18 protein-coding genes and 2 pseudogenes (1 of these 20 running past the window's edge) are annotated in these 25,886 nt (G+C 41.2%); 14 read left to right on the top strand and 6 right to left on the bottom strand.

Annotation, left to right across the window (positions count from 1 at the left end; translation table 11 throughout):
- From AN490_RS03490 to AN490_RS03455, 10 genes and pseudogenes are all read left to right on the top strand, one after another.
- Positions 1-60, top strand: a pseudogene (locus AN490_RS03490) (amino acid adenylation domain-containing protein) (its annotated part extends 10,136 nt beyond the left edge of the window); the annotation flags it as partial.
- Positions 48-434 carry an AMP-binding protein gene (locus AN490_RS22875; RefSeq protein ID WP_366925012.1) on the top strand — a complete coding sequence of 129 codons (387 nt, stop codon included), beginning with the start codon at positions 48-50 and terminating at the stop codon, positions 432-434. The pseudogene AN490_RS03490 and the gene AN490_RS22875, both read left to right, overlap by 13 nt.
- A 40-nt stretch (positions 435-474) precedes the next feature.
- Positions 475-5,424 carry an amino acid adenylation domain-containing protein gene (locus AN490_RS22870; RefSeq protein WP_366925011.1) on the top strand — a complete coding sequence of 1,650 codons (4,950 nt, stop codon included), beginning with the start codon at positions 475-477 and terminating at the stop codon, positions 5,422-5,424.
- 202 nt (positions 5,425-5,626) lie between these two features.
- A complete protein-coding gene (locus AN490_RS03485) occupies positions 5,627-7,504 on the top strand; it encodes an FAD-dependent monooxygenase (protein ID WP_299999988.1) in 1,878 nt (625 codons plus the stop codon).
- Positions 7,501-10,257, top strand: a complete 2,757-nt coding sequence (locus AN490_RS03480) for an amino acid adenylation domain-containing protein (RefSeq protein ID WP_299999986.1) — start codon at positions 7,501-7,503, stop codon at positions 10,255-10,257. Before AN490_RS03485 ends, AN490_RS03480 begins: the two co-directional genes overlap by 4 nt.
- Positions 10,220-11,683: a thioesterase domain-containing protein gene (locus AN490_RS03475; RefSeq protein ID WP_299999984.1), complete on the top strand. Its 1,464-nt coding sequence runs from the start codon at positions 10,220-10,222 to the stop codon at positions 11,681-11,683. The genes AN490_RS03480 and AN490_RS03475 overlap by 38 nt, the downstream gene beginning before the upstream one ends.
- Before the next feature lie 54 nt (positions 11,684-11,737).
- Positions 11,738-12,529, top strand: a complete 792-nt coding sequence (locus AN490_RS03470) for a class I SAM-dependent methyltransferase (RefSeq protein ID WP_299999982.1) — start codon at positions 11,738-11,740, stop codon at positions 12,527-12,529.
- Between the two features lie 35 nt (positions 12,530-12,564).
- Positions 12,565-13,302, top strand: a complete 738-nt coding sequence (locus AN490_RS03465; RefSeq protein WP_299999979.1) for an SDR family oxidoreductase — start codon at positions 12,565-12,567, stop codon at positions 13,300-13,302.
- Between the two features lie 236 nt (positions 13,303-13,538).
- Complete coding sequence (locus AN490_RS03460) at positions 13,539-15,353, top strand: ATP-binding cassette domain-containing protein (protein ID WP_299999977.1); 1,815 nt, start codon at positions 13,539-13,541, stop codon at positions 15,351-15,353.
- 390 nt (positions 15,354-15,743) lie between these two features.
- The gene (locus tag AN490_RS03455) at positions 15,744-16,913 is read left to right on the top strand and encodes a DUF6014 family protein (protein ID WP_299999975.1); all 1,170 of its coding nucleotides are present in this window, start codon (positions 15,744-15,746) and stop codon (positions 16,911-16,913) included.
- Between the two features lie 267 nt (positions 16,914-17,180).
- Here AN490_RS03455 and AN490_RS03450 read toward each other — a convergent pair.
- The 4 genes and pseudogenes from AN490_RS03450 to AN490_RS03435 form a co-directional block, all read right to left on the bottom strand.
- A pseudogene (locus AN490_RS03450) lies at positions 17,181-17,744 on the bottom strand (aldo/keto reductase); the annotation flags it as partial.
- Positions 17,745-17,968: 224 nt separating this feature from the next.
- Positions 17,969-19,507 carry an amidohydrolase family protein gene (locus AN490_RS03445; RefSeq protein WP_299999969.1) on the bottom strand — a complete coding sequence of 513 codons (1,539 nt, stop codon included), beginning with the start codon at positions 19,505-19,507 and terminating at the stop codon, positions 17,969-17,971.
- A 278-nt stretch (positions 19,508-19,785) separates the two neighbouring features.
- The gene (locus tag AN490_RS03440; protein WP_299999967.1) at positions 19,786-21,150 is read right to left on the bottom strand and encodes an LLM class flavin-dependent oxidoreductase; all 1,365 of its coding nucleotides are present in this window, start codon (positions 21,148-21,150) and stop codon (positions 19,786-19,788) included.
- Positions 21,151-21,228: 78 nt separating this feature from the next.
- Positions 21,229-22,572, bottom strand: a complete 1,344-nt coding sequence (locus AN490_RS03435) for an LLM class flavin-dependent oxidoreductase (RefSeq protein ID WP_299999965.1) — start codon at positions 22,570-22,572, stop codon at positions 21,229-21,231.
- A gap of 406 nt (positions 22,573-22,978) precedes the next feature.
- Here AN490_RS03435 and AN490_RS03430 point away from each other — a divergent pair, with 406 nt between their 5' ends.
- The 4 genes from AN490_RS03430 (at position 22,979) to AN490_RS03415 (ending at position 24,585) form a co-directional block, all read left to right on the top strand.
- On the top strand, positions 22,979-23,146 hold the full coding sequence (locus AN490_RS03430) for a PLP-dependent transferase (protein WP_257720877.1): 168 nt from the start codon (positions 22,979-22,981) through the stop codon (positions 23,144-23,146).
- Between the two features lie 411 nt (positions 23,147-23,557).
- Positions 23,558-23,920 carry a four-helix bundle copper-binding protein gene (locus AN490_RS03425; protein WP_299999961.1) on the top strand — a complete coding sequence of 121 codons (363 nt, stop codon included), beginning with the start codon at positions 23,558-23,560 and terminating at the stop codon, positions 23,918-23,920.
- 194 nt (positions 23,921-24,114) lie between these two features.
- The gene (locus AN490_RS03420) at positions 24,115-24,381 is read left to right on the top strand and encodes a prevent-host-death family protein (RefSeq protein WP_299999959.1); all 267 of its coding nucleotides are present in this window, start codon (positions 24,115-24,117) and stop codon (positions 24,379-24,381) included.
- Between the two features lie 60 nt (positions 24,382-24,441).
- Positions 24,442-24,585 carry a hypothetical protein gene (locus tag AN490_RS03415; RefSeq protein WP_299999957.1) on the top strand — a complete coding sequence of 48 codons (144 nt, stop codon included), beginning with the start codon at positions 24,442-24,444 and terminating at the stop codon, positions 24,583-24,585.
- A gap of 175 nt (positions 24,586-24,760) precedes the next feature.
- Here the strand turns inward: AN490_RS03415 and AN490_RS03410 are convergent, their stop codons facing one another.
- Together AN490_RS03410 and AN490_RS03405 are read right to left on the bottom strand one after the other, a co-directional pair.
- The gene (locus AN490_RS03410) at positions 24,761-25,438 is read right to left on the bottom strand and encodes an HAD family hydrolase (protein WP_299999955.1); all 678 of its coding nucleotides are present in this window, start codon (positions 25,436-25,438) and stop codon (positions 24,761-24,763) included.
- A 10-nt stretch (positions 25,439-25,448) separates the two neighbouring features.
- Entirely contained in the window at positions 25,449-25,802 is a 354-nt protein-coding gene (locus AN490_RS03405; RefSeq protein WP_299999953.1) for a DOPA 4,5-dioxygenase family protein, read from the bottom strand.
- Between the last annotated feature and the right edge of the window lie 84 nt (positions 25,803-25,886).

The raw sequence follows: 25,886 nt of genomic DNA, 5'->3' as shown, positions 1-25,886 counted from the left end.
TACCACCATCAGCACTGGCAGTTCTGCCGACGGAAGAACTCCCGGCGTTGCAAACAATAATTGTCGGTGGAGAAGCTTGTGCTGCTGAACTAATCAGACAATGGTCTGTGGGCAGAAATTTCTTCAATGGCTACGGTCCGACAGAAGCCAGTGTCTGTTCTACAGTAGCAAAATGTACTGATGCTGATCAGAAAATCTCCATCGGTCGTCCAATTGCCAACGCGCAAATCTACATCTTAGACTCACACTTACAACCAGTACCCATCGGTGTACCAGGAGAATTGCACATCGGTGGTGCGGGGTTAGCACGCGGCTATCTCAACCGACCAGAGTTAACCCAAGAGAAATTTATCCCCAACCCTTTTGATAATTCAAAATTATATAAAACCGGGGACTTGGCACGCTATTTACTTGATGGCAATATAGAATATTGAATTAGGCGAAATTGAAGCCGTACTTAGTCAACATGAGGATGTGCAAATATCTTGCGTCATTGTCCGCGAAGATACCCCAGGTGAGAAGCAGTTAGTCGCCTATATTGTGCCGCAAAAAGATGTCACACTCACACCTAGCGAACTGCGTCAGTTTATTGGCAATAAACTCCCAAGCTACATGATACCCCAGGCTTTTGTAATCCTGGAGTCTTTACCGATAACACCAAATGGAAAAATAGACCGCCGCACCCTACCAGCAGCAGATTTACACAGTGAAATAGCAGACAAATTTGTTGCACCCCGTAACCCCATTGAGGAAAAATTAGCACTCATTTGGACTCAAGTGCTGAGGTTAGAGCAAGTAGGCATTGACGATAACTTCTTTGCCTTCGGAGGACATTCTTTACTAGCAACTCAGGTAATTTCTCGCTTGCAGGAAGCTTTTAAGATTTCGTTACCGTTGCGTTATATCTTTGAATCACCGACAGTTGCCCAGTTAAGTGAGGTGATATCAAGTCAGCTAGAAACTAGTTCAGGTTTGACGGTGCCAGCAATGACACCTGTTGAGCGAGACAGAGACATACCTCTATCGTGGGCACAGGAACGCCTGTGGTTTATGAATCAGTTGGAAGGTGAAAGTAGTGCTTACACAATAGATTTCACCATGCGGCTGGTGGGGAATCTCAATGTCAAAGCTTTAGAGCAAGCTTTTAGGGCGATCGCGCAACGCCATGAACCTCTGCGGACTCAGTTTAAGATTAAGGATAATAAGCCAGTGCAGGCGATCGCACCCAGTATGACCATCACCCTACCAGTGGTGGATTTACAAAATCTCCAAGACCCCACCAAACAAGTAGAGGAACTGGCGACAGCAGAAGCCTGTAAACCCTTCGATTTGGCTAATGGTTCAGTGCTGCGAGTCAAGCTTTGGCAAGTTGCGCCCGACGAGTATGTATTGCTACTAGCAATTCATCATATTGCAGCTGATGGTTGGTCAATGGGCATTTTGATCGATGAACTCTCAGCCTATTACCGCAGCTTTTCAATGGGTAGTTCTATTGAATTACCAGAATTATCTATACAGTATGCCGACTTCGCTGTCTGGCAGCGTCAGTGGCTGACAAATCAAGTATTAGAGCGTCAATTAAGCTACTGGAAGCAACAGTTAACAGGTGCGCCACCTCTATTAGAATTACCCACAGACCGCCCCCGCCCAGCTATACAAACTTTCCGAGGCGGTACAGAGCGACTGCAACTAGATAGCCAACTAACGCAGCAGCTGAAAAAGCTCTCTCAAAATTCTGGAAGCACTCTGTTTATGACACTGTTGGCGGGCTTTGTGGTGTTACTGTCTCGCTACAGTAGACAAACAGATTTGGTGGTTGGCTCACCGATCGCCAATCGCAATCGCCAAGAAATCGAACCACTAATTGGCTTTTTTGTCAATACATTGGCGCTGAGATTCGATCTCTCCCCAGAACCGAGCTTTGAAGCCTTACTAGCGCAGGTGCGAAAAGTTACCCAAAACGCCTACGAGCATCAGGATTTACCCTTTGAAATGTTAGTGGAAGAGTTGCAAGTGGAGCGGAACTTGGATCGCAATCCCTTGACGCAGGTGGTATTTGCCCTCCAGAATGCGCCAACTGCGCCTTGGGATTTTCCTGGTGTCAGGGTGGAGGATATGGCTTCAGCACTGGACTCGGTTCGCGTTGACCTAGAAGTTTACTTGTGGGACGTACCAGAAGGTCTGGGAGGCTTTTGCTCGTATAACAGGGATTTGTTTGATGGGACAACTATTGCCCGGATGATGCAAAATTTTGTAACTTTATTAGGGGCAATTGTTGACAATCCCCAACAATCGGTAGCTTTACTACCCTTGCTAACAGAGGGCGATCGCCATCAACTATTAAAGGAATGGAATGATCCCCAAACCGATGATCCCTACCACAAGTGTATTCATCAATTAGTAGAAGAAAAGGCGGAACAGACTCCCGATGCAATCGCAGTAGTCTGTGGAAATCAACAACTGACCTATGCACAGTTGAACAATCGCGCTAATCAGTTAGCTCATTACCTGCGGTCTTTGGGGCTAGAAACCGAGCAGTTGGTGGGGATTTGTGTAGAGCGATCGCCCTTAATGCTCGTGGGAATTTTAGGAATTCTCAAAGCAGGCGGTGCTTACGTGCCGCTTGACCCTGAGTATCCCCAAGAACGTCTGAGCTTGATGTTAGAGGACAGTCAAGTTTCGTTACTGCTGACCCAAGGGACACTCATTGAAAAATTACCCCAACATCCAGCCAAACCTGTATTTTTAGATGAAATCTGGCAACAAATTGCCCAAAACAGCCAAGAAAATATCACGGGAATCGTCACTGCTGCTAACTTAGCCAATGTAATTTATACTTCTGGGTCTACGGGTAAACCGAAAGGGGTAATGGTTGAGCATAAGGGATTATGCAACCTAGCTCAAGCTCAGATTCAGGCTTTTGGTTTGCATTCTGATAGTCGAATTCTCCAGTTTGCTTCCTTGAGTTTTGATGCTTGTATATCAGAAATTTTGATGTCCTTGGGATCGGGAGGGACACTTTATCTAGGAAGCAAAGATTCTCTAATGCCCGGTACGCCCTTAATTGAGCGATTACGAGATTATGCCATTACCCATATTACTCTACCGCCCTCGGCATTAGCTGTTCTGCCTATGGTTGAACTGACTACCCTGGAAACTATAATTGTGGCAGGAGAAGCTTGTTCTGTTGAACTGATCAAACAATGGTCAGCGGGGCGTAATTTCTTTAATGCTTATGGACCGACAGAAGGAAGCGTCTGTGCAACTGTGGCAAAATGCACCTCTTTCGACCCAAAAGTTACCATTGGTCGTCCCATTGCCAACGTCCAAGTTTACATTTTAGACTCCCAGTTACAGCCTGTGCCGATTGGTGTACCAGGAGAATTACATATTGCTGGCGTCGGGGTAGCCAGAGGCTATCTCAACCGACCAGAATTAACCCAAGAGAAATTTATCTCCAATCCCTTTGGCCTATCAAAATTGTATAGAACCGGGGATTTAGGTCGTTATTTAGCGGATGGGACAATTGAATACCTGGGACGCATCGACAATCAAGTGAAGATTCGGGGTTTTCGCATAGAACTGGGTGAAATTGAAGCAGTTGCAAGCCAACATCCCTTAGTACAGGAAAGTGTCGTCATAGCAAGAGAAGACATCCCTGGTGATAAACGTCTGGTGGCTTATTTAGTTCCGGCTCTCCAGGGTCAAGTTTTACCAGAACAGTTGGCGCAATGGCAAGGCGAGTATGTTAGTGATTGGCAAAAACTCTATGAACAATCCTATAGCCAACAGCAAACCCCAACAGATGACCCCAGCTTCAATATTAGTGGTTGGAACAGTAGTTATACTGGCAAAGCCATTCCCGATTCAGAAATGCGGGAGTGGGTTGAGAGTACGGTGAGCCGAATTTTGGGAGGGAAACCGCAGCGAGTGTTAGAAATTGGTTGCGGTAGTGGGTTATTGCTATTTCGCGTTGCTCCCTATTGTCAAGAATATTGGGGAGCCGATTATTCCTCAGCAACTATTCGCAATCTGGAGCGATTATGTGGGGAGATCCAGGGTCTAGAAAATGTCCACCTCCTGCACAAAACAGCAGATAACTTTGAAGGTATCCCCCAAGGAGCCTTTGATACGGTGGTTGTGAACTCAGTAGTACAGTATTTTCCCAGTGTGGACTATCTGTTACAGGTTTTAGAAGGGGCAATGACAGCGATCGCCTCTCAAGGTAAGATATTCGTGGGGGATGTCCGCAGTTTACCCTTGCTCTTGCCATACCATGCCGCCGTACAGTTAGCCCGCGCCGAGTCTGACAGAACCGTTGAACAATGGCAACAGCAGGTACATCAGACTGTGTCCGCCGAAGAAGAACTACTCATTGATCCCAGATTTTTCATTGCTCTACAACAACGTTTTCCCCAGATTACTTGGGTAGAGATTCAACCTAAGCGCGGTCATGCTCAAAATGAGTTAACCCAATTCCGCTATGATGTCACTCTGCACCTAAGTAATAATGTGGAGAAAAGGGCAGTTCCTTGGTTAAATTGGCAACTTAACCAACTTTCGTGGACACAATTGCAAGATCAGCTAAAGTTGGGTCAGCTAGAATGGTTAGGAATCAGAGATGTACCTAATCAACGGCTACAACAGGCGCGGCAGGTTTTAGGCTGGTGGGAAAATCCTCCTGCCGCCTCTACGGTGGGAGAACTGCGACAACGGTTAGCCGAACAGCCAATGGTGGGGATCAATCCTGAGCAAATTTGGCAGATAGGAGAGGAGTTAGGCTACACAGTCCACCTCAGTTGGTGGGAAAGTAGTCAGGATGGTTGTTTTGATGTGGTATTTAGCCGTAACAGTTCAATGCTAGTTTCTGATATACAATCATACCCAAGTTTTTGGGAGCATGAGACAATTACAACTAAACCCTGGACTGACTATACGAACAATCCCCTCTATGGTAAGTTAGTCCAGAAGCTTGTGCCGCAAGTGCGGGAATTTATCCAACAAAAGCTACCCAATTACATGATTCCTCAAGCTTTTGTCCTGCTAAATGCTTTACCCTTAACCCCCAATGGTAAAGTAGATCGTCGCGCATTACCTACACCTGATACAGCTTCCAGAAATCTGGGAACGGGTTTTGTGTCACCTCGCACTCCTATTGAAGCTCAAATTGCACAAATCTGGAGTGAAGTTTTGGGATTGGAACGCATTGGGGTTAAGGATAATTTCTTTGAACTAGGCGGACATTCTCTATTAGCGACTCAGGTGATCTCTCGTTCCCGCGATATTTTCTCGGTGGAATTGTCCTTACAAAATTTGCTGGAGTATCCAACTATCGCCAATTTAGCCCAAATGATTGAGGTACTTGGGGTTAGTCAAATATCTATTACCGAAACCCCAGAAGATTACGAAGAGGGAGAATTATAGAAAAATTTCCCCGCTTTCAAAGTAGGTAGCTCATCACTTTGTTGCGAAAATCAAAGCCCAAAAAGCTGATAATTTCGTAGGGTGGGCACTCAGGGGGAACGGTAGAGGGCAATACGGCTCAGATAGGGTTGGGGAATGTGGGGGGTGTGAAAGAATAATTGTTGGTGCGATTCGTTGTTATATTTTTATAAAATTTAAACCGATGAAAACAGTTAATTTTTTGTCTCATCTCAATGATTTAGGAATAAATGTCTGGGTGGAAAATGATAAGCTGCGTTATCGTTCACCCAAGGGAGTAATAATTCCAGAATTACTGCAAGAGTTAAAAGAGCGTAAAGAGGAATTAATCGCTTTCTTGCGCCAACAAGCGGAGGATTTAAATCAAGCAGAAACCTATGATGTCGTAATTTGTGGTGGTGGATTAGCGGGTTTAACTTTAGCAAGACAGTTAAAATTGCAAAAGCCTAATATGGCGATCGCCGTGCTTGATAAAATGTCTGGTCCTTCACCAGAAGCTAGTTTTAAGGTGGGAGAGTCAACGGTTGAAGTGGGAGCTTTTTATTTAGCGAATACTCTGCAATTAACCGATTACTTTGAAGAACAACATTTAGTTAAACTGGGATTACGATATTTCTTTAACAATAGTGCTACCAATTTCCAAGAAAGACCAGAACTAGGACTATCAGAGTTTCATGCTCCCAATTCTTATCAAATAGATCGGGGAAAATTGGAAAATGATTTGCGCCAGTTTAATATGGAAGCGGGAGTAGAATTACGGGAAGGTTGTTTAGTTAATGAAATTGCTCTCGCGGAAGGATTACAGCAACATCATAAAGTTGTTTATACCCAAGGTGATGGAGATAATAGAAAAAACAAAATCATTAAAGCAAGGTGGGTAGTTGATGCAATGGGTCGCCGTCGATTTATTCAAAGAAAACTGGGCTTAGATAAACCTAATAATGATAACTTTAGTGCTGTTTGGTTTCGGGTTGATGGTCGCTTTGATATCGGCGATTTTGTCCCTAGCAGTGAAGAAAAATGGCATAATCGTGTTCCCAACAAAAATCGTTATTATTCTACGAATCATTTATGCGGTGAAGGCTACTGGGTTTGGACAATTCCTTTATCTACTGGTCATACCAGTATCGGGATTGTGGCTCGTCAAGATATTCATCCTTTGAAGAATTATTATAACTACGAACTGGCTTACCAATGGTTACAGAAAAACGAACCAGTTTTGGCTTTTCACTTAAAAGATAAAGAGCCTGAAGACTTCAGGAAAATGCCCAAATATAGCTACTCATCTAAACAAGTATTTTCCTCCAATCGTTGGGCTTGTGTGGGTGAAGCTGGAACATTTCCCGATCCATTTTATTCTCCAGGTACAGATAATATTGGATTTGGTAATTCATTAACGACCCAGTTAATCGCACTCGATTTGGAAGATAAACTTACCAAAGAAAAGGTTGAAGATGCTAATTATTTTTACATAACCTATAGCGATGGGGTCACGTTAAATATTCAAAATGCCTATAATTGTCTAGGAAATGGTATTGTGATGTCCACAAAATTCATTTGGGATATTTTATCAGGATGGACATTTAGTGGTTTGATGATGTTTAATTCTATCTTCCTTGATCAGAATTTTAGAACAAGAGTTCAAGAGATAAATAGCAAGTTTTTCCCCCTTTCCTATCGGATGCAACAGTTATTTAGAGATTGGGCGAATAAATCTTTAAATCGGGTTAACTTTGAATTTATTGATTATTTAGCGATTCCTTTTATTGATGAACTGCGAACCCGTAATTTAAAATCTAACAAACCTAAGTCGGAAATCATTGAAAATTATCTCAGTAGCCTCAAATTATTGGAGGAAGTGGCGCAAGTTATGTTTCACTTAGCCCTAGAAGATACCATGCCAGAGATGTTATCTAAAGTTAACTCTAATTCATGGTTAAATGCCTGGGCAATTAGTCTAGATGTTAGTAAATGGGAGGCGGATGGACTTTTTACTCCTAAGAGCGAACCGCGCAATTTAAACTTGATTAAACAACAGCTTTGGGAGGCAATTGGCAAGTGAAAGTAGTAGAGTTTTTATCTTATTTAAATAGTTTAGATATCAAAGTTTGGCTGGAGGAGCAGAAGCTACGATATCAGGCTCCCAAGGGAGTAATGACATCAGAAATTAAGCAAGCAATCGGGACTAGAAAATCTGAAATTCTGGCCTTTTTAAAACAAGCAAAAACGCCGGCGGATACTGTTGAATTAGCGATTATTCCTGTCTCACGGGATGAAGATTTACCCCTATCTTTTGCCCAACAGCGGCTTTGGTTTCTGCACCAGCTATCACCGGACAGTACTGCTTACAATCTGTTGGAGGCGCTGCGGCTAGAAGGTGCGCTGAATTTAGTGGCTCTGGAACAGAGTTTGACTGAACTGATTCGTCGTCACGAGATATTAAGAACTACTTTTCCCATGGTAGACGGAAAACCAGTCCAGCGAATTGCTCCGCCCTCAACAGTAACCTGGCAAATCGAGGATTTACAGGGGTTATCGACAGAAGAACAAACGGCGCAATTTCGACAGATGGCGATCGCTGCCGCATTAAAACCCTTCGATTTGGCAGGAGAACCCCTAGTACAGTTTACTTTACTGAAACTGAGTCCCTATTCGTATATACTGCTGTTGAAGATGCACCACATTATCTACGATGGTTGGTCATTGAGCATTTTCTTCGGTGAATTATCTCGGTTATATGAAGCTTTCACTCAAGGTTTACCCTCCCCTTTAGCTGAATTACCGATCCAGTACGCGGATTTTGCAGTTTGGCAACGTCAGTGGCTCACAGGTGAAGTCCTAGATCGCCAACTGAATTACTGGCGAGAACAATTAGCAGGGTTAACTCCCATCTTAGAACTGTCAACGGATTATCCCCGTCCCCCAGTTCAGACTTTTCAAGGTGGGGTTGAGTGTTTTCAACTGGATCGCGATCTGACCCAACGCCTCAAGCAGTTGAGCCAGGAATCAGACGCTACGCTGTTTATGACCCTACTGGCAGCTTTTTTGGTCTTAATTTCTCGTTATAGTGGTCAGTTGGATCTGGTGGTTGGCTCCCCCATTGCCAACCGCAACAGCAAGAGTGTCGAGCCGCTCATGGGGTTTTTTGCTAATACCCTAGCATTCAGGGGTAATCTCTCTGGAAACCCCACCTTTCGAGAATTCCACGAGCAAGTGCGACAAACAACGTTGTCAGCCTATGCTCACCAGGATTTACCCTTTGAAATGTTGGTGGAAAAGTTGCAGCTAGACCGCGATTTGAGTCGTAATCCCCTGGTACAGGTGCTGTTTTCTCTCCAGAATACCCCCCAATCTTCTAGCAATTTGTCAGGTTTAATTATCGAAAATATGCCCTTACCACTTGATGTCAGGGCCAGATTTGACTTGGAAGTGAACTACTGGGAAATTCCAGGAGGTCTGGAGGGTGTTTGGTGCTATAACTCTGATTTATTTGATGCAACCACAATTACTCGCATAGGGGAACATTTTCAAACTTTACTCCAAGCAATTGTGGCAAATCAAGAAATGCGAATTTCGGAATTACCACTGTTAAGTCCAGCCCAGCGTCATCAATTATTGGTGGAGTGGAATGATACTCAAGTAGATTATCCCCATGATTTGTGCATCCATGAGTTGTTTGAGCAGCAGGTAGAGCGCAACCCGGATGCTGTGGCTGTGGCGTTTGAAGAGCAACAACTTACCTATGATGAATTAAATTGTCGAGCTAATCAGTTAGCGCACTGTTTACGTTCTTTGGGAGTGGGAGCAGATGTGTTAGTGGGTATTTGTGTAGAGCGATCGCTCTTGATGATTGTGGGATTACTTGGTATTCTCAAAGCGGGTGGGGCTTATGTGCCACTTGACCCAGATTATCCCCAAGAGCGTTTGAGTTTTATGCTCGCAGATACTCAGATAAAAGTGCTGCTGACACAACAGAATTTAGTTGAGAAATTACAAAAACATCAAGTAAAACTTGTTTGTTTGGATACTGACTCTCCCGTGATTGCTCAATGTAGTCAGGATAATGCGATCGCTCCGCCTATCGCTGATGTACAAGCTACTAACTTGGCTTATGTGATTTATACATCAGGATCTACAGGTCAGCCTAAAGGTGTGGAAGTTGTTCACCGTGGTGTTAATCGTCTGTTGTTTGGAGTAGATTATGTTCATCTGGATGAAACCCAAAGATTTCTTCAGATAGCCCCAATTTCTTTTGATGCTTCCACATTCGAGATTTGGGGAGCTTTGTTGCATGGTGGAAAATGCGTTCTTTTCCCAGAAAGTATTCCTACCGCGAAAAGTCTGAGTGAGGAAATCCACAAACATGGCATTACTGTTTTATGGCTAACATCTGCTTTGTTTAACTCTATAATTGATGATGACCCACAAGCGTTATCAGGAATTAAACAGCTACTAATTGGTGGAGAAGCACTTTCACTTGCTCACGTTAATAGAGCTTTTGAAACTCTGCCATTTACGCAAATCATTAATGGATATGGTCCGACAGAAAGCACGACTTTTACTTGTTGTTATCCTATCCCTAGAAAAATTGAGACAACTATAGAGTCAATCCCCATTGGTTCTCCCATTGCTAATACCCAAGTCTACATCTTAGACGACTATTTGCAACCAGTTCCCGTTGGTGTACCAGGAGAGTTACACGTTGGTGGAGCAGGTTTAGCACGCGGCTATCTCAACCGACCAGAGTTAACACAAGAGAAATTTATCCCCAACCCTTTTGATAATTCAAAATTATATAAAACCGGGGACTATTGAATTAGGCGAAATTGAAGCCGTACTTAGTCAACATGAGGATGTGCAAATATCTTGCGTCATTGTCCGCGAAGATACCCCAGGTGAGACTTGTACTGAGCGTAGCCGAAGTAAGCAGTTAGTCGCCTATATTGTGCCGCAAAAAGATGTCACACTCACAACTAGCGAACTGCGTCAGTTTCTTGGCAATAAACTACCTGGATACATGATACCAAGTGCTTTTGTGATGTTGGACTCTTTACCACTTACTCCTAATGGTAAAATAGACCGCCACGCCTTGAAAGCACCTGCTCACACCAGTAACTCCGATGGATTTATCGAAGTGCGTAATCAATTGGAATTGAAACTGCTGCAAATCTGGTCAAATATTCTTAAAATTGACAAAATTGGGGTACAGGATAACTTTTTTGATTTGGGTGGTCATTCTCTTTTAGCTCCCTATTTAATGACTAAAATTAAGCAGCAGATTGGTAAAGATATTCCTGTAAAAGACCTTTTTCAAAACCCCACAATAGAACAGTTAGCAGCAATTATCCAAAAAGAATCCGATGATTCTTTTCCATCTTGTTTAGTAGCAATTCAGCCCAATGGTTCAAACTTACCTTTCTTCTGTGTTCCCGGTGCAGGGGGTAGACCTTTCTACTTCTATCACTTAGGACGTTGTTTAGGAGATGATCAACCGTTATACAGTTTTGAAAATAATCTGTATCAGGAATTAGGTGCGATTACTCATATTGAGGATATGGCTAGTATTTACATTGAAGCCATGCAAGCTGTTCAGCCACAGGGACCATACTTTTTAGGCGGACATTCTTATGGGGGGAATGTAGCTTTTGAAATGGCTCAACAGTTGCATAAACAGGGACAGGAAGTTGCTTTGTTGGCAATAGTTGATTCTTCAGCACCAACCTATAAAGATAAACAAATGCTGATTGATTATATTAATTGGGATCATGCGAGGTGGTTAGTTGAAGTGAGCAAAGGCATAGAAGTTTATTTAGAAAAGAATGTGGATATTTCTTATGATACTCTGCAATCTTTGACTGTGGATGAGCAACTAAAATACGTTTTACACTATTTCAAAATGGCTAATATGCTGCCTCCAAATGCTGAAATTACGCAGTTGACAAATATCGTCCAAGCTTATAAAAATAGCTGTTTATGTCTAGTTGATTATGTACCAAAACAGCCTTATCTAGGTAAATTGACAATTCTCCGCGCTAATGAGGATCTACCAGAAGACCCTAATGGTTATTTAAATGCTGAGGTTTCACAGGATTTATCCTTGGGCTGGAGTGAGTTTTCTAGCGAGCCAGTTGATATTCATTTTGTCCTCGGAAACCATATCACAATTATGGTTGAACCCCATGTCCAGGTTTTAGCAGAACAGTTGAAAGCTTGTATTCAGCAAGCACAAGCAAACATCTAAATGATGAGTGGGGTTGATCACAATGAAAACCAATATAAACAAGTGTGAGTAAAAATGGATAAAAACGAATTTATCAGTATATTTGACAGTTTAATTTTCAATACCTCGACTAGAGATTACTATGGTCAAAAAGAGTTTTTCAATGTCGGTTATTGGCACTCAGATACTCAAAATCAGCATGAAGCCTGTTTTAATTTGATGGAAAAGCTGTTAGAATTTATGCCAAGAAAGCAGGGAAATATCCTCGATGTTGGTTGCGGTTTGGGAGCAACTACCAGTCATCTCCTTAACTATTATTCCCCTGCGGATGTTGTGGGCATTAATATTTCCAGAAAACAAATCGAAAGAAGTATAGTTAATGCGCCAGGCTGCAAATTTATTTGCATGGATGCTGTGCAGATGGAATTTGAGGATGATTTTTTTGATAACATTATCTGTGTGGAGGCTGCTTTTTACTTTAACACAAGAGAGAAGTTTCTGAAAGAGGCAATGCGAGTATTGAAGCCAGGGGGAAATCTGATCCTCGCCGATCTCATTTTCGACACTACAAAGTATTTTGGTGATTTGATTGTTCCTGAAAATATTGTCAAAGATAAAGATATTGAAGATTATAAACGTCTTTATCAACAAGCAGGATTTCAGCCAATAGAATTTGTGGAAGCGACAGAGGTATGCTGGAAAACACACTACCGAGATTTAAAATCTTCGATTATAGAGGAATTTAAAACAGGAAAGATAGATGAAGAAACTTATAATTTCAATGTGGTTGCTATAGATGCTTTGCTAGATTCTTCATCTATAGATTATTTGTTGGTTTCAGTAAAGAAGCCAGTAAACTTACTGTGATATTTTGTTCTGTTTTTATTTGATGAGGTAAGACAATGTTTCAGTTGCTATCAGGCAAAAAAGTGGTGATTATTGGTATAAGCTCAGGGATTGATCTGGCGATCGCCAAAAAAATGGTAGAAATGGGGGCAAAAGTTGTACTTTCCCACTCATCTCAAGAGAAATTAAATGAGGCGATGGCGTTGATTTCTCTGGGAATTGAGGGTAAAACTGTTGATTTGTTGAATGAGGATGCAGTCAATGGTTTTTTTGAGCAGATCGGCAACTTCGATCATTTGATTGTAACGGCGATGGGAGACAGAAATATGCCGCGCTCGCTTTTAGCAGAGATGACCACCCAAACGGCTCAAGGTGCGATGGATAAATTCTGGGGGACGTTCTTGGCTGTGCGTGGATCGTTGAAAAATATCGCACCTGACGGCTCTATTACCCTCACATCCAGTGTCACTATCTTCAAATCTTCAAAAATGGGGGGTATTTCCGCGATCGCCGCAGCGAATGGTGCTGTTGCGGTGTTTGGGCGCTCACTGGCCTTAGAAATTGCACCGATTCGGGTCAACGTGATTGCGCCTGGACTGATAGAAGATACAAGTATCTGGAGCAGTCAAAGCGAATCTGAACGCTCAGACCTGACAAAATGGGCGATCGCCGCCTTACCTGTCGAGCATCTTGGTCAACCTGAAGAAATCGCGCAAGCAGTGTTAAGTTTAATTACCAATCCCTATCTCACAGGGGTGATTTTGCCTGTGGATGGTGGTGTAACTTTACTTTGACACTCTCAGGTCTAAAGACACGCTCGTTTCCCACTTACCGCAAGGTCTTATGAATTGTCAGTAACCCAGCCCTAAAGGGACTGGGCTTGTAAGAGAAATCAAGCAAGCTGTACTGACCAGACCACCCTGAGCGGAGTCGAAGGGAGTCCAAGGGTAGCCGTTATTTGAATGATTAATTTTTTATGAAAAATTAATTTTTCATATTCAGCATTCATAATTTATCTTATTTCTAAAATATGCCAACCCAAGTTGTTCAAGCTCAACCCATAACAAATGCTTTTTCAGATTTTACTCAATTTTTGGCAGGTGTAAAAGCGATTGCGGCACCTTATTGGTATCCAACAAAGCAAGGTGAAAGAGCATTCTCAGACGTGATTCGTTCATGGGGAATGCTGATTCTCCTGATATTACTAATAATCGCGCTTGTGGGTATGAATGCTTTTAGTAGTTTCGTTAATCGTTATTTGGTCGATACTCTGATTCAAGAAAAAGATTATTCTAAGTTCATTAACACCTTATCAGTCAATATTGTTGTACTTGTTTTTCTAACGCTTTTAGTAGGATTTTCTAAATTTGTCAGAAAACAAATTGCTCTTGATTGGTACAACTGGCTCAACTATCATATTTTAGATAAATATTTAAGCAATCGTGCTTATTATAAAATTAACTTTAAAGCAGATATTGATAACCCAGATCAGCGTTTATCCCAAGAAATTGAACCTGTTACCACTAAAGCTCTCAATTTTTCGGCTACTTTACTGGAAAAAGTCCTGGAAATGGGGACTTTTTTCATAATTATCTTGTCAATTTCCCGACTGATTGCGGTTATTTTGCTTGCTTATACAATTATAGGTAATTTTATTGCCATTTACTTAAATCAAGAATTGACTAAAATTAATCAAGAGGAACTCGTATTTAAAGCTGACTACAATTATTCCCTGACGCATGTTAGGAATCACGCTGAATCGATAGCTTTTTTTCAAGGAGAACCCCAAGAATTAAATATAATTGGGAAGCGATTTAATCATCTTTTCAAAAATACCCAACGCAAGATAGGTTGGGAGAGAGGGACGGACATTTTTAGCAGAGGATATCAATCTGTTATCCAAATATTCCCTTTTTTAGTACTTGCACCTTTATATATTAGAGGTGAAATTGATTTTGGACAACTGGGACAAGCCGCTTTAGCTTCTAATATGTTTGCTATTGCAATGGGTGAATTAATCAGTGAATTTGGGACTTATGGACAATTTTCTAGTTACGTTAAGCGTTTAAATGAGTTTTCAGATGCTTTAGAAGCAGTTACTAAAAAACTAGAGAATGTCAGTACCATTAAAACAGTAGAAGAAAACCATATCGCTTTTGATCATGTCACTTTACAAACACCCGACTATGAGCAGGTGATTGTTGAAGAATTATCACTTTCTGTCAAAGCAGGAGAAGGTTTATTAATTGTTGGCCCTAGTGGTCGAGGTAAAAGTTCTCTGTTGAGAGCGATCGCTGGTTTGTGGAATGCGGGGACTGGTCGTCTGGTGAGACCACCCTTAGAAGAAGTCTTATTTTTGCCGCAACGTCCTTATATAATCTTAGGAACTTTGCGCGAACAGTTACTTTATCCTAGTACAAATCGTCAAATACCTGACGCAGAACTGAAAGATATTTTGCAACAAGTTAATCTGCAAAACTTACTAAGTCGAGTCGATAACTTCGATACAGAAGTTCCTTGGGAGAACATATTATCGCTGGGAGAACAACAACGCCTTGCATTTGCACGACTGTTAGTTACTCATCCTAGTTTCACTATATTAGATGAAGCAACGAGTGCTTTAGATTTGAAAAATGAAAGTAATCTATATCAACAATTACAAGAGAGAAAAACAACATTTATTAGTGTGGGACATCGGGAAAGTTTATTTAATTATCATCAATGGGTTCTGGAACTTTCACAAAATTCCAGTTGGCAACTTTTGACTGTACAGGATTATCGGCGACAAAAAACCACAGAAATTGTCACTAATAGTTCTTTGACCCTTATTAAGAATAATTCTTGAAAAGGCTCATACTACATTATGAAGTGCAACTTTAGTTTCTTATCTGTCCTTGTTCCCTGTTCGCTTTTTTTGTAAGATTGAAGAGGATGTTTGAAAAGTTTATGGCTAAGAGGTTGTTTGAAAAGTATTATATGAAACCCATAATCTCCAAAAACCTAACCCCCCTCCCCCATTCCCTTGTAGGGAAGGGGGTTTTAAAGCCTCTCCCCTGGTAGGGGAGAGGTTTGGAGAGGGGTCTGTTTACACATTAAAAACTTTTAAAACATCCTCTAAGTCCACGCTACGCTATCGGCGATTATAAATCGCTCAAAGAGTATGAATTTAGACTTTTCAAACACTCTCTAAAGCAATAACGATATCAAACTTTGATTAAATCATTAGGCATAAAAAATGGTAACCATCTTTGTAGATGAACAAGAATTAACTAAACAAATAGTCCAAGATATTGGGCGAAATGAAATTGCTATTGCTGTCAAAAAACTGCGTCAACAGGCTAAAAACTCTTGTGAACTTCCTCCAACTTGGCTACTCAACACAGCCGATGCTTTAGAAAATAACGATTGGAGTATCTTGTCAGCAGGCTTTATCAATATGGATTTTATTGGTAAAAATGGCTATTTCTTAATTATCGCACCTTACCAAATAAATCGACAAAGCCAAGCCAATGTGACGTTAAGCGCACTTTACGGGAAAATACACGATAACCAAGAACCATCTATTGAACAATTAGAAAATCTGGTGCGGGCAAAATTTGGCACACTCGGACAACCAATTCCCATAAACCTTTCCTTTACCGAGATTGCTAGTTGGGGTAATGTCAGTGGTGAAAGTGGTGAAGCCTTTGTAGTCCCACATAGATGGTGTTTTCCTAATAGTGTTTGTGGTCCTGCATTAAACAATGCAAAGGAGCAGGGACGACGTTTCTTAGGTTCCAGCCACGAATGTATCCAAAAAATATTTGAATATGAAACAGCTAATTTACTATTAGGTCCGTTAGAAGACGAAATCAATGGTGAACGCTATCGCCACCTAGATACTCAAGTTCATGAAGCAGGACATGCGAGTGGTTTGGGATTTAACTTCAAGTTAAAGCATAAAATTTTCCGAAACTATACCAATTCTGGTGTAGAGGAATGGCGATCTGATAGCCTAGGGTTTGAGTTTGCAGCTTGCACTTTACCTGCTCAAGAAGCTGGGAAGTTGGTAGCTGTCAATTTCTGCATTCGCTTTGGCTTAGATGCTCACCGTTTAGGAGGGATAGAAAAAGATGTGGATGTATATGCTAGCCTGATCAGCTTAGAATATCTTTTTCAAAATGATGCCATATATATCACTAAAAATAGTCAATTAGCTTTACGTAATTTGAGTTATCCAGGTTTACTCCAAGCCGTGGAACTCCATCGAGCGCAAGCATTATCTCTTACCCGAAGAGAGTTAAATCTTAAAAGTCCTACAGGTCTTTTATCTTTGTACAAAGTAGACATTCACCCATCAACTCAATCAATTTTTCAGGGGCTAATTATCGGACCCTGTCAAAGAATTTGGAAAAAGTTGCAATAATAATTTTTCTGTCTTTTTGCCCGGATTTCTCATAAAGAAAAGAAAAAAAGGGGTCAAAAACTGCGAAACTGTATATGTAGGGCTTGCTGAATAAAGCTAAAACCGTTTATTAATAAAGGTTTTACAGATTTTTATCTCAAAAAAAATGCACCTATTTTGGCTGATGGTGTCCCAAAATAGGTGCATTTTTCCTTGTCGGATTTGGAAAATTGAGGATATCCATATAGCTAAAACTGTTCCCAGTTAAGAGTTAAGAGTTCCCTGCCGATTATAGCAGGGTTGGATGGAGACAAAGCGAGTCAAAGGACGCACATCGGCACGACCCAAAGCGCGTGCTAGTCGGTAAGCTAAGAAGTTCGAAACTCCGATATAGCGGACTTTACCAGCACGAACTATTGTATCGAGTGCTTCTAGAGTTTCATCGAGGGGAGTTGAAGCATCATCAGAATGCAATTGATACAGGTCAACATAATCAGTTCCCAATCGTCTCAGGGAAGCATCAATGGCATCTAAGATATGTTTGCGGGAAGATCCCTGATCCCAAGGTGCAGAACCGACTTTACCGACGGCTTTAGTAGCAACAATAAAATGTTCGCGTTTGCCTTTTAACCAGCGGCCAATGATTTCCTCAGTCCGTCCCGCAGTGGGTAGTCCACCACCAAGGGGATAAACATCGGCTGTATCAAGAAAGTTTATTCCTGCTTCGGCTGCGGTATCAAGGATTTTTATAGAGGTTTCTTCATCGGTTTGTAGTCCGAAGGTCATTGTACCGAGAACGAGTCGGGAAACAGTGAGTCCGGTTTGACCGAGTTTAGTATTTGGTAATGTCATGAAAATGTTAGTTGTAGAATTTTTATCTCACGCAGAGGCGCAGAGGCGCAAAGGAATAGAGATGCAAGAGTATGTCTAAATATATTAGAGTTACTCATAATTCACTAATTTTCTCTTTTCTTAATTTCTCTGCGTCCTCTGCGCCTCTGCGGTTCGTTTTCTTGATTATTTATTGATGTAGAGACGTTATATATAACGTCTCTATAGCTCACTCACAAAGTCATTTACACACCTACCAAAGTTTTGTTCTCTACTTGAGATTCAGTTTTAGGTAGTTTGGATTCTACCGCCGTACCTTTGAAGAAATCGGGGTTGGCTTCGGTGTAGAATTTATGAGGATTGCCGAATACATAAGCCTTGAAGTCATCTTCAGAAATTACGCCTTCTCTGACCAAATCCCAGCTTTCAGCTAAAGGTGCGGTAAGATCGGGTACATCCCAGTGACCAACATCGGAGGAGTAAATGGCGTTGAGTTTGACTCCCAAGGGGTTGGCTTTGTCGTTGAATGCGGCTGCAATGGTGCGGTCATCAGACTCAGAACCAAAGAAGAAACTGTTCACCCAGGAATCGCGGATATCTTCAATTGACTGAATACCTGCTGCACCAAAATCTTCCAATTCACTACCCACTGGTGAACGACTATGACGGTTGAAGGAAGAACCCAATACACTCTTGGTTAACTCTTCTTTGCTGAGAGAATATCCTTGAGTAATTTCTCCACCATACTCTGCAAACAACTCGAACAACTCATCAGCGTTGGTGAGGTCTGGATTGTAGTTTTGCAATCCTTCTAAACTCCGTTTGGAGAAACGATCTACCAAATGAATGTAGACGTGAGCGCCCCAATCTGCACCACCTTCAAGCATCCCAACACGCAATTGTGGGAATCTTCTAGTTACACCACCAAAGAACAAGGCTTTCGCAAAGGCTTGTGAACCATCGGCAAAGTGACCAATATGGTTATTCATGTAGTTACTAATGGAAGCGCGTCCAGTCCATCCTTGACTACCGTAATGGGTGGTCAAAGGTACGCCTAATTCGACGGCTTTAGCCCAGAAGGGATCGTAGTCATATTCACTATCTAGTCCGAAAAAGTCAATGTAAGAGGCATATTTGCCAATTTCTGGGAATTGATCGGCGGGGTATTTGTCTGCGATCGCTTTAATTGGACGTTTCACACCACCAGGAATATTTGCAACTTTCAAACCTAGTGTATTTACCGCAAATTCTAACTCTTCAATCGCTTCTTGGGGAGTAGTCATGGGGATACCAGCTACTACAGTCAAGCGATAGCTATATGGGCGGTAAATATCAGCATGATAGTGATTGATTGCCCGTTGCAATAATTGCCGATTCTCCTTACTTGCACCAGCCGCAGCTAAGGCATTATTGGGAAATAATACCGAATAATCTGAGCCTTGCTCCGCTTGACGTTCATAGAGTAATGCGGGCAGGGTGTAAGTAGCTAAATCTAGGGTATTACGGGTAACTCTAGCCCACCAAGGGGAGCGAATTGTGCGGTTGTTCTGACGTTCTTCTGGAGTTTGTTGATACCAGTCTTTACCTTCAGTCTTGGAATTGAGACGGGAGGATTCAGCTTTGCGTAATTCATCTACCAGCTTCACACCGCCGTAGTGAGCTATATAATCCTCAAGGGCAGGAGTAAAATCATTAGTGTGAACATCAGTATCAATGACAGGATAATCGAGATTAGCTCTAACTGCGGCGGAGGGGGAGCTTTTCAATTTGCTATATTTAGTCATATTTTCCTTAGAAAAGTTACAAGACGTTTTAGAAACCAGACTTCTCAAACAATTGCAGAATCTAAAAGTTATGAATTTTCAAGAAATCGGGAATCTGTGGGAGATTGTGCTGTTGATTTTGACTTGAGTGTTGAACGTGAGATTGAAGATTCTTGTCTTTTAAACAAGCTTAACTTTCCGATAGTTTGCATGGACTTCGGTAGGCTTTTAACGTCTGTGCTGACGGGATGGTTTAGATCCCCGACTTCTTTGAGAAGTCGGGGATCTGTAGGAATCATTTACACAAATGCCAATGTTTTTTCCTGTTGTTGAACAGCAAAACGATTAGCTGGACGACGTAAACCAAGGTTTTCACGCAAGGTGCTACCCTCGTATTCAGTCCGGAATAGTCCGCGTTTTTGCAGAACAGGAACGACTAAGTTGACAAACTCATCTAATCCTGTAGGTAGGATAGGTGGCATAATATTAAAACCATCCGCCGCACCATTGATAAACCATTCTTCAAGTTGATCAGCGATGGTTTCATGAGTACCCAAAATGGTACGATGACCCCGTGCGGTCGCCAAAGAACGATATAACTCACGCAGTGTGAGAGTGCCACGAGTAGCTAAATCCTTAACCAGTTTCAGACGACTCTTGTTATTGTTGGTATCAGTGGGTAATTCAGGAGCTATATCATCTAAAGAATATTTAGACAAATCCACACCTTTGTAATAGTTAGCTAAAATTCCCCAAGCTACATCAAGATGAATTAAAGATTGTAAAAACTCATACTTTTCCTGAGCTTCTTCTTCCGTTCGTCCGATGATGGGGAAAGCACCAGGCATGATTTTAAGATCGTCTGGAGAACGTCCATATTTCGCCAACCGCCCTTTAACATCCGCGTAAAATTCCTGAGCATCGGCTAAGGTTTGATTAGCTGTAAAAATTACCTCAGCAGTACGGGCGGCTAAATCTCTTCCTGGTTCAGAAGCACCAGCTTGAACAATAACTGGATAACCTTGGGGTGGACGAGCAACATTTAAAGGACCCCTAACAGAAAAATGTTTGCCCTTGTGATTCAATGTGTGCAGTTTGTTGGCATCGAAATAAACACCAGATTCTCTATCTCTGATAAAGGCATCATCTTCCCAACTATCCCATAATCCTTGCACCACTTCCACAAACTCTTCAGCCCGTTCATAACGTTGGCTGTGTTCTGGGTGGTGTTCCAGTCCGAAATTAGCCGCCGCATTCTCATTCCCTGTGGTGACTACATTCCATCCTGCACGGCCATTACTCAAATGGTCTAGGGAAGCAAACTTCCGTGCCAATGTGTACGGTTCTTCGTAGGTAGTGGAAGCAGTGGAAATAAAACCGATGTTTTTGGTGACGGAGGATAAAGCCGAAAACAGAGTAACAGGCTCGAAATGAGCTATTTTCCCATTACGAATTTGAGTTTCAGGAGAACCACCCCAAATTCCTGGACTATCTGCTAAAAAAACAGCATCAAATAACCCCCGTTCCGCAGTTTGAGTAATTTCCTTGTAATGCTCAAAATTCAAACCTGCATCTATTTGGGTATTGGGGTGTCGCCAAGCAGAAATATGATGACCAGTAGCTTGAATAAATGCACCTAACCGAAACTGACGTTTTGCGCTCATATATCTTCTCTTCCTTTCTTTCTTCGTGTCCTTCGTTCCTTCGTGGTTCAATCAATCTTCTTTCGTAATGCCAATTATTTAAACTGCTGCTAATACCTTTTGATATTGGTTAACTGGACGAGATAAACCCAGATTTTCACGCAAAGTTGTTCCTTCATACTCAGTACGGAACAATCCCCGCCGTTGTAGTTCAGGAATTACTAAATCAACAAAATCATCTAGTCCACCAGGAAGATAAGGAGGCATAATGTTGAAGCCATCAGCAGCATCATTGACAAACCAGCTTTCCAGTTGATCTGCAATCTGCACTGGTGTACCAATAATTGTCCAATGACCACGCGCTCCCGCAATCCATTGATAAAGCTCACGAATGGTAAAATTGTGTTTGCGAGCAATATCAATTAATAATGCTTGGCGGCTTTTGTTATCATTGGTTTCTGGTAAATCTGGCAGTGGTTCATCAAGGGGATAAGCGGAAAGATCCGTGCCTATAAGTCCTTGTAATAAAGCCAAACCAACCTGGGGATGAATTAAATCTTGCAGTTCTTGATACTTGGCTTTTGCTTCTGCCTCTGTAATGCCAACTACGGGAAAGACACCGGGCATAACTTTGAGTTGGTCTGGTGTGCGTCCATATTTTGCTAATCTACCTTTAACATCTGCATAGAAGGCTTGAGCATCTTCTAGAGTTTGTTGAGCAGTAAATATAACTTCCGCAGTTCTACCAGCCAGTTCTTTTCCATCTTCAGAAGAACCTGCTTGCACGATTACAGGATAACCTTGGGGCGGACGGGCAATATTCAATGGTCCGCGCACGGAGAAGAATCTACCTTTATGGTTCAGTTCATGTATTTTATTGGGGTCGTAGTAAAAAGCTGTTTCCTTATCACGAACAAAAGCGTCGTCTTCCCAGCTATCCCACAAACCTTTGACTACATCAATAAATTCATGGGCGCGAATATAGCGATCTGCATGAATAGGATGGGCTTCAAGACCGAAATTGCCGGCTGTTTCACTACTACCAGTTGTTACCACATTCCAGCCGGCTCTTCCCCCAGAAAGATGATCTAAGGAAGCAAATTTGCGTGCAAGAATATACGGATCTTCATAAGTGGTAGAGGCAGTGGCGATAAAACCAATCTTCTCTGTCACCGCAGACAAGGCTGAGAAGAGGGTGACAGGTTCAAAGTCGCCACCGAAGGCTGTGCGTCCTTCCGCACCACGGCGTTGTTGTAAGGCTAAACCGTCAGCGAGAAAAAATGCGTCAAATTTACCACGCTCGGCTGTCTGGGCTATCTGTTTATAATGCTCAAGGTTAAGAGCGCCATTACTCTGTGCTTGGGGATGTCGCCAAGCTGCAACGTGCTGACCTGCTCCGGGTAAAAATGCACCTAGTCTTAGTTGTTTTTGTTGTTTGCTCATATCAGACTCCAAGTAATATTTTTTACTAAATGAATATAGGATGATAATGATTTTCTGGGATAGCAGTTGTCAGTTATGCCACTGTAACTGCTGCATATTTAGTTATTAGCAAAGCTTTTTCAACTCCTTAGCCATAGCTGTAGGCATTAGCGTTAGTGGTGCGTTGTTAATAAAATACTGTATCTCGACTGAGTTATCGTAGATTAATAGTAGAATCTCATAACTCTCATGAAAAAGCAAGTACCTTTTAAGAAAAAATTGATCAACTAATTTTATTAGCAGCTAATTGTTAGATGTTCTAAGTATTTGATGACTCTACAGTGTGCAGTGTGTACGACCGCTCAATTTGAATACAGCGTATAGTTCAAATGCACTATTTAACTACTGAGTGCAAATACAGTAGAGTTTGGGAGGTGTTGAATCACTTCTTTGCTATCCTGCCAAAATGACTCATGGTTCACTTCCAGAACCAGAAAGACTTAAACGGGGTATTAAGGATAATTTGGTCAGGTTGTCAGTCGGAATTGAGCATTATCTAGATTTGCAAGCTGATTTAGAAAATTCTCTATCTTGATAATCAGCAATAAGATAGAGGATAAAAAGGCAGAAGTTTATTAGTTAAAGTTAATAACTTCTGCTTTTATAGAAAAAATTAACGCTGTTTTTTGGTTTTTGTTAAGAAATAATAATATTAATTTTTTGTAATAAGTCAATATGGATATATATATCTAATTGAAAAGCTGATAACTTTACTAAATCATAGAATTTAAAATAAAGTTTGTAACCCTTATTTAATCAGGACTTCATCAAAAAAATATCATTAATTTATCTAGCAATGCTACACAAACTCCGACAATTCTATCGGAATTATCAATTTTAATTTAGAGTTGCATACCCATTGATTTTTGAAAAACTTTTAATTAGCGTTGTAATTAGTCCGGCTCAGGACTGAAGATACATATCAAAAAATCAAGGAGTATTTACTATGATGATGATGATGACTAAATCTATGACCAACGAAATGCAAATGTGCGTGAACGCTTGCATGGAATGTCATAAAATGTGCATGGAAACCATGACTTACTGTATGACTAAAGGTGGTAAGTACATGGATATAACCATGATGACAATGCTACGAGATTGTGCAGAAATGTGCATGATGTGTACAAATATGATGATGGCTGGTTCTGAATTCAGCGATCGCACTTGTATGTTATGTGCGGAAATGTGCGATCGCTGTGCAATAACCTGCGAAAAAATGAGCGATGATAGCAAGATGATGGAATGTGCTGCTGCTTGCCGTAGATGTGCAGAATCGTGCAAATCCATGCAAATGATACCTGTTTAATTATTTTTTACTTGCAGAAGTTTATCTGCGACCCAATGGTCAAACGCTTAGGCTATGATTAGTCTGGGCGTTTGTAGCTTTTTGTTCAATGTCTGACACTTTCTATACAGTTATCGAGCGCTTACCATATTCCTTACACAGTCAGAGCAAAGATATCACTATAATAGAAATATCAATCTTCACAGTTAACTGTAATGACTATCAAAGAATTACTCTTACAAGAAATTGACAACACCCCCAACGAACTCCTAGAGGATCTGCTGAGTTTTTTACAATCACGGAAAACAACCCCAAAACAGCCTCTAAGCACATATCAAGAACTCTTAGAACGAATTGATTACTTAGAAACAATAGTAGGTATTTGTAAAGGACTAGATGAATTTAAGCAAGGTGAAGGAATACCAGCCGATCAAGCATTAGCAACCCTAAAAAACAAATTTAATATTCCTCCTCGCTCATGAATTACCAAGTTATTATTCAACCTACAGCTTTTTTTAGAAATCGAAACTGCTTATCGTTGGATGTGCGATAATCTGAGTCCTGAAGTAGCAAACAATTGGTACTATGAACTTGAAGATGCTATAGCATCATTAAAAAAATTTCCTAATCGCTGTACCATAGCACCAGAAGCAAAAGTAATTGGTGGTGAAGTTCGTCAACTCTAGATTGGAAAACAAAGAAAATATCGAGTTTTGTTTGTAGTCGAAGAAGATATTATCGCCATTATTCATGTTCGTAATAGTCGCCAATCTTATTTAAGTGAAGAGTCATAATGATGTTTATTAGCTATAGCATAATTTTCTGTAAGTATCGCTTTTAATAGTGATCAGAGTTGAGCGATCAAATCAAAGGTAGCAATGTAGGAATCTCATCTGGATAATCAGCAATTAAATCAGCTTTGTGAGTTTCCAATTCTTCTCTACTTCCATAACCATAAGTCACACCAATTGAAGCAATATTGTTTTTCTTAGCTCCGATGATATCATGTAAGCGATCTGCTTGCAGCAGCGCTTCGCTATCGCCTACCATAACAACAGTAGAAGCTGAAAGACTTTCCCTCTCTATAATGTAGTAAATTAAATCACCTTTCACACTTCTATTACCATCCAATTCGCTACCATAAACACCATCAAAAAAAGGTGCTAAATCAAAATATTCAATAATGCGTGTAGCATAAACTTGAGGTTTAGAAGTCGCTACAAAAGTCTGATAACCAGCAGCACGAATAATTTTTAGAGTTTTGGGAATTTGCGGATAAAGGGAGTTTTCAAATAACCCAATCGTAGAAAAGCGACTACGATATAGTGAAATTGCCTCCTCCAGCAATGTGTCATCAGAGGTTTGCAATAACTGGGAAAAACTGCTTTTCAGTGGTGGTCCAATACACCAAAGCAATTCATTAGCATCTGGTGGTTTATAACCAAGCTCCGATAAAGCATACTGAATACAGCGAGTAATCCCCGGTTTAGGATCAGTTAGAGTTCCGTCTAGGTCAAAAAGGACTGTGTGAGAAAGCATTTTGGTAAGTTTAAATAGTTTTTAACCTTTGCAGAAACTCAATATTCAACGGTAGCTTCTCCCCTAACCACAGAGAATTATCTGTATGATCTTTGACATCATCTCCCGTTTCTGGGTGAACCAAAATATCTAAACCTTCTCTATTAACCATTAACCAAGTCACAACTTCACTAAACTGATGTGGTAAAAAAGCCACTTGATACATTGATTTTGGGTGTGGTCCTACAGGCTGTTCATGCCAACGTCCTAATCTTACATCAAATTTAGCACCTAAACCTTCTCTTACACGAGCAGCCGTTTCACGACTAGCGGTATCAAAATAAATATGTGCATGAAAACCAGTAATATCAGTATTTGTATTCATGGTTCTTGATTTTACGTCTTATCCTCAAGTATAACTTAACAATTATTTAGATATACTAATCATTAGTCAGCCATAAATTTAGTT

Source organism: Anabaena sp. AL09, assembly GCF_001672255.1.
Classification (GTDB): Bacteria; Cyanobacteriota; Cyanobacteriia; order Cyanobacteriales; family Nostocaceae; genus Dolichospermum; species Dolichospermum lemmermannii.
The sequence above is the reverse complement of the archived record's forward strand: the minus strand, read 5'-3'. Positions and strand labels throughout refer to the sequence as shown.

Coding starts and splice junctions, on each gene's coding strand:
- AN490_RS03435 (WP_299999965.1), bottom strand. CDS start 22,572: ATGAGCAAACAACAAAAACAACTAAGACTAGGTGCATTTTTACCCGGA.
- AN490_RS03440 (WP_299999967.1), bottom strand. CDS start 21,150: ATGAGCGCAAAACGTCAGTTTCGGTTAGGTGCATTTATTCAAGCTACT.
- AN490_RS03405 (WP_299999953.1), bottom strand. CDS start 25,802: ATGAATACAAATACTGATATTACTGGTTTTCATGCACATATTTATTTT.
- AN490_RS03420 (WP_299999959.1), top strand. CDS start 24,115: ATGACTATCAAAGAATTACTCTTACAAGAAATTGACAACACCCCCAAC.
- AN490_RS03455 (WP_299999975.1), top strand. CDS start 15,744: ATGGTAACCATCTTTGTAGATGAACAAGAATTAACTAAACAAATAGTC.
- AN490_RS03460 (WP_299999977.1), top strand. CDS start 13,539: ATGCCAACCCAAGTTGTTCAAGCTCAACCCATAACAAATGCTTTTTCA.
- AN490_RS03470 (WP_299999982.1), top strand. CDS start 11,738: ATGGATAAAAACGAATTTATCAGTATATTTGACAGTTTAATTTTCAAT.
- AN490_RS03410 (WP_299999955.1), bottom strand. CDS start 25,438: ATGCTTTCTCACACAGTCCTTTTTGACCTAGACGGAACTCTAACTGAT.
- AN490_RS03485 (WP_299999988.1), top strand. CDS start 5,627: ATGAAAACAGTTAATTTTTTGTCTCATCTCAATGATTTAGGAATAAAT.
- AN490_RS03415 (WP_299999957.1), top strand. CDS start 24,442: ATGTGCGATAATCTGAGTCCTGAAGTAGCAAACAATTGGTACTATGAA.
- AN490_RS03465 (WP_299999979.1), top strand. CDS start 12,565: ATGTTTCAGTTGCTATCAGGCAAAAAAGTGGTGATTATTGGTATAAGC.
- AN490_RS03425 (WP_299999961.1), top strand. CDS start 23,558: ATGATGATGATGATGACTAAATCTATGACCAACGAAATGCAAATGTGC.
- AN490_RS03445 (WP_299999969.1), bottom strand. CDS start 19,507: ATGACTAAATATAGCAAATTGAAAAGCTCCCCCTCCGCCGCAGTTAGA.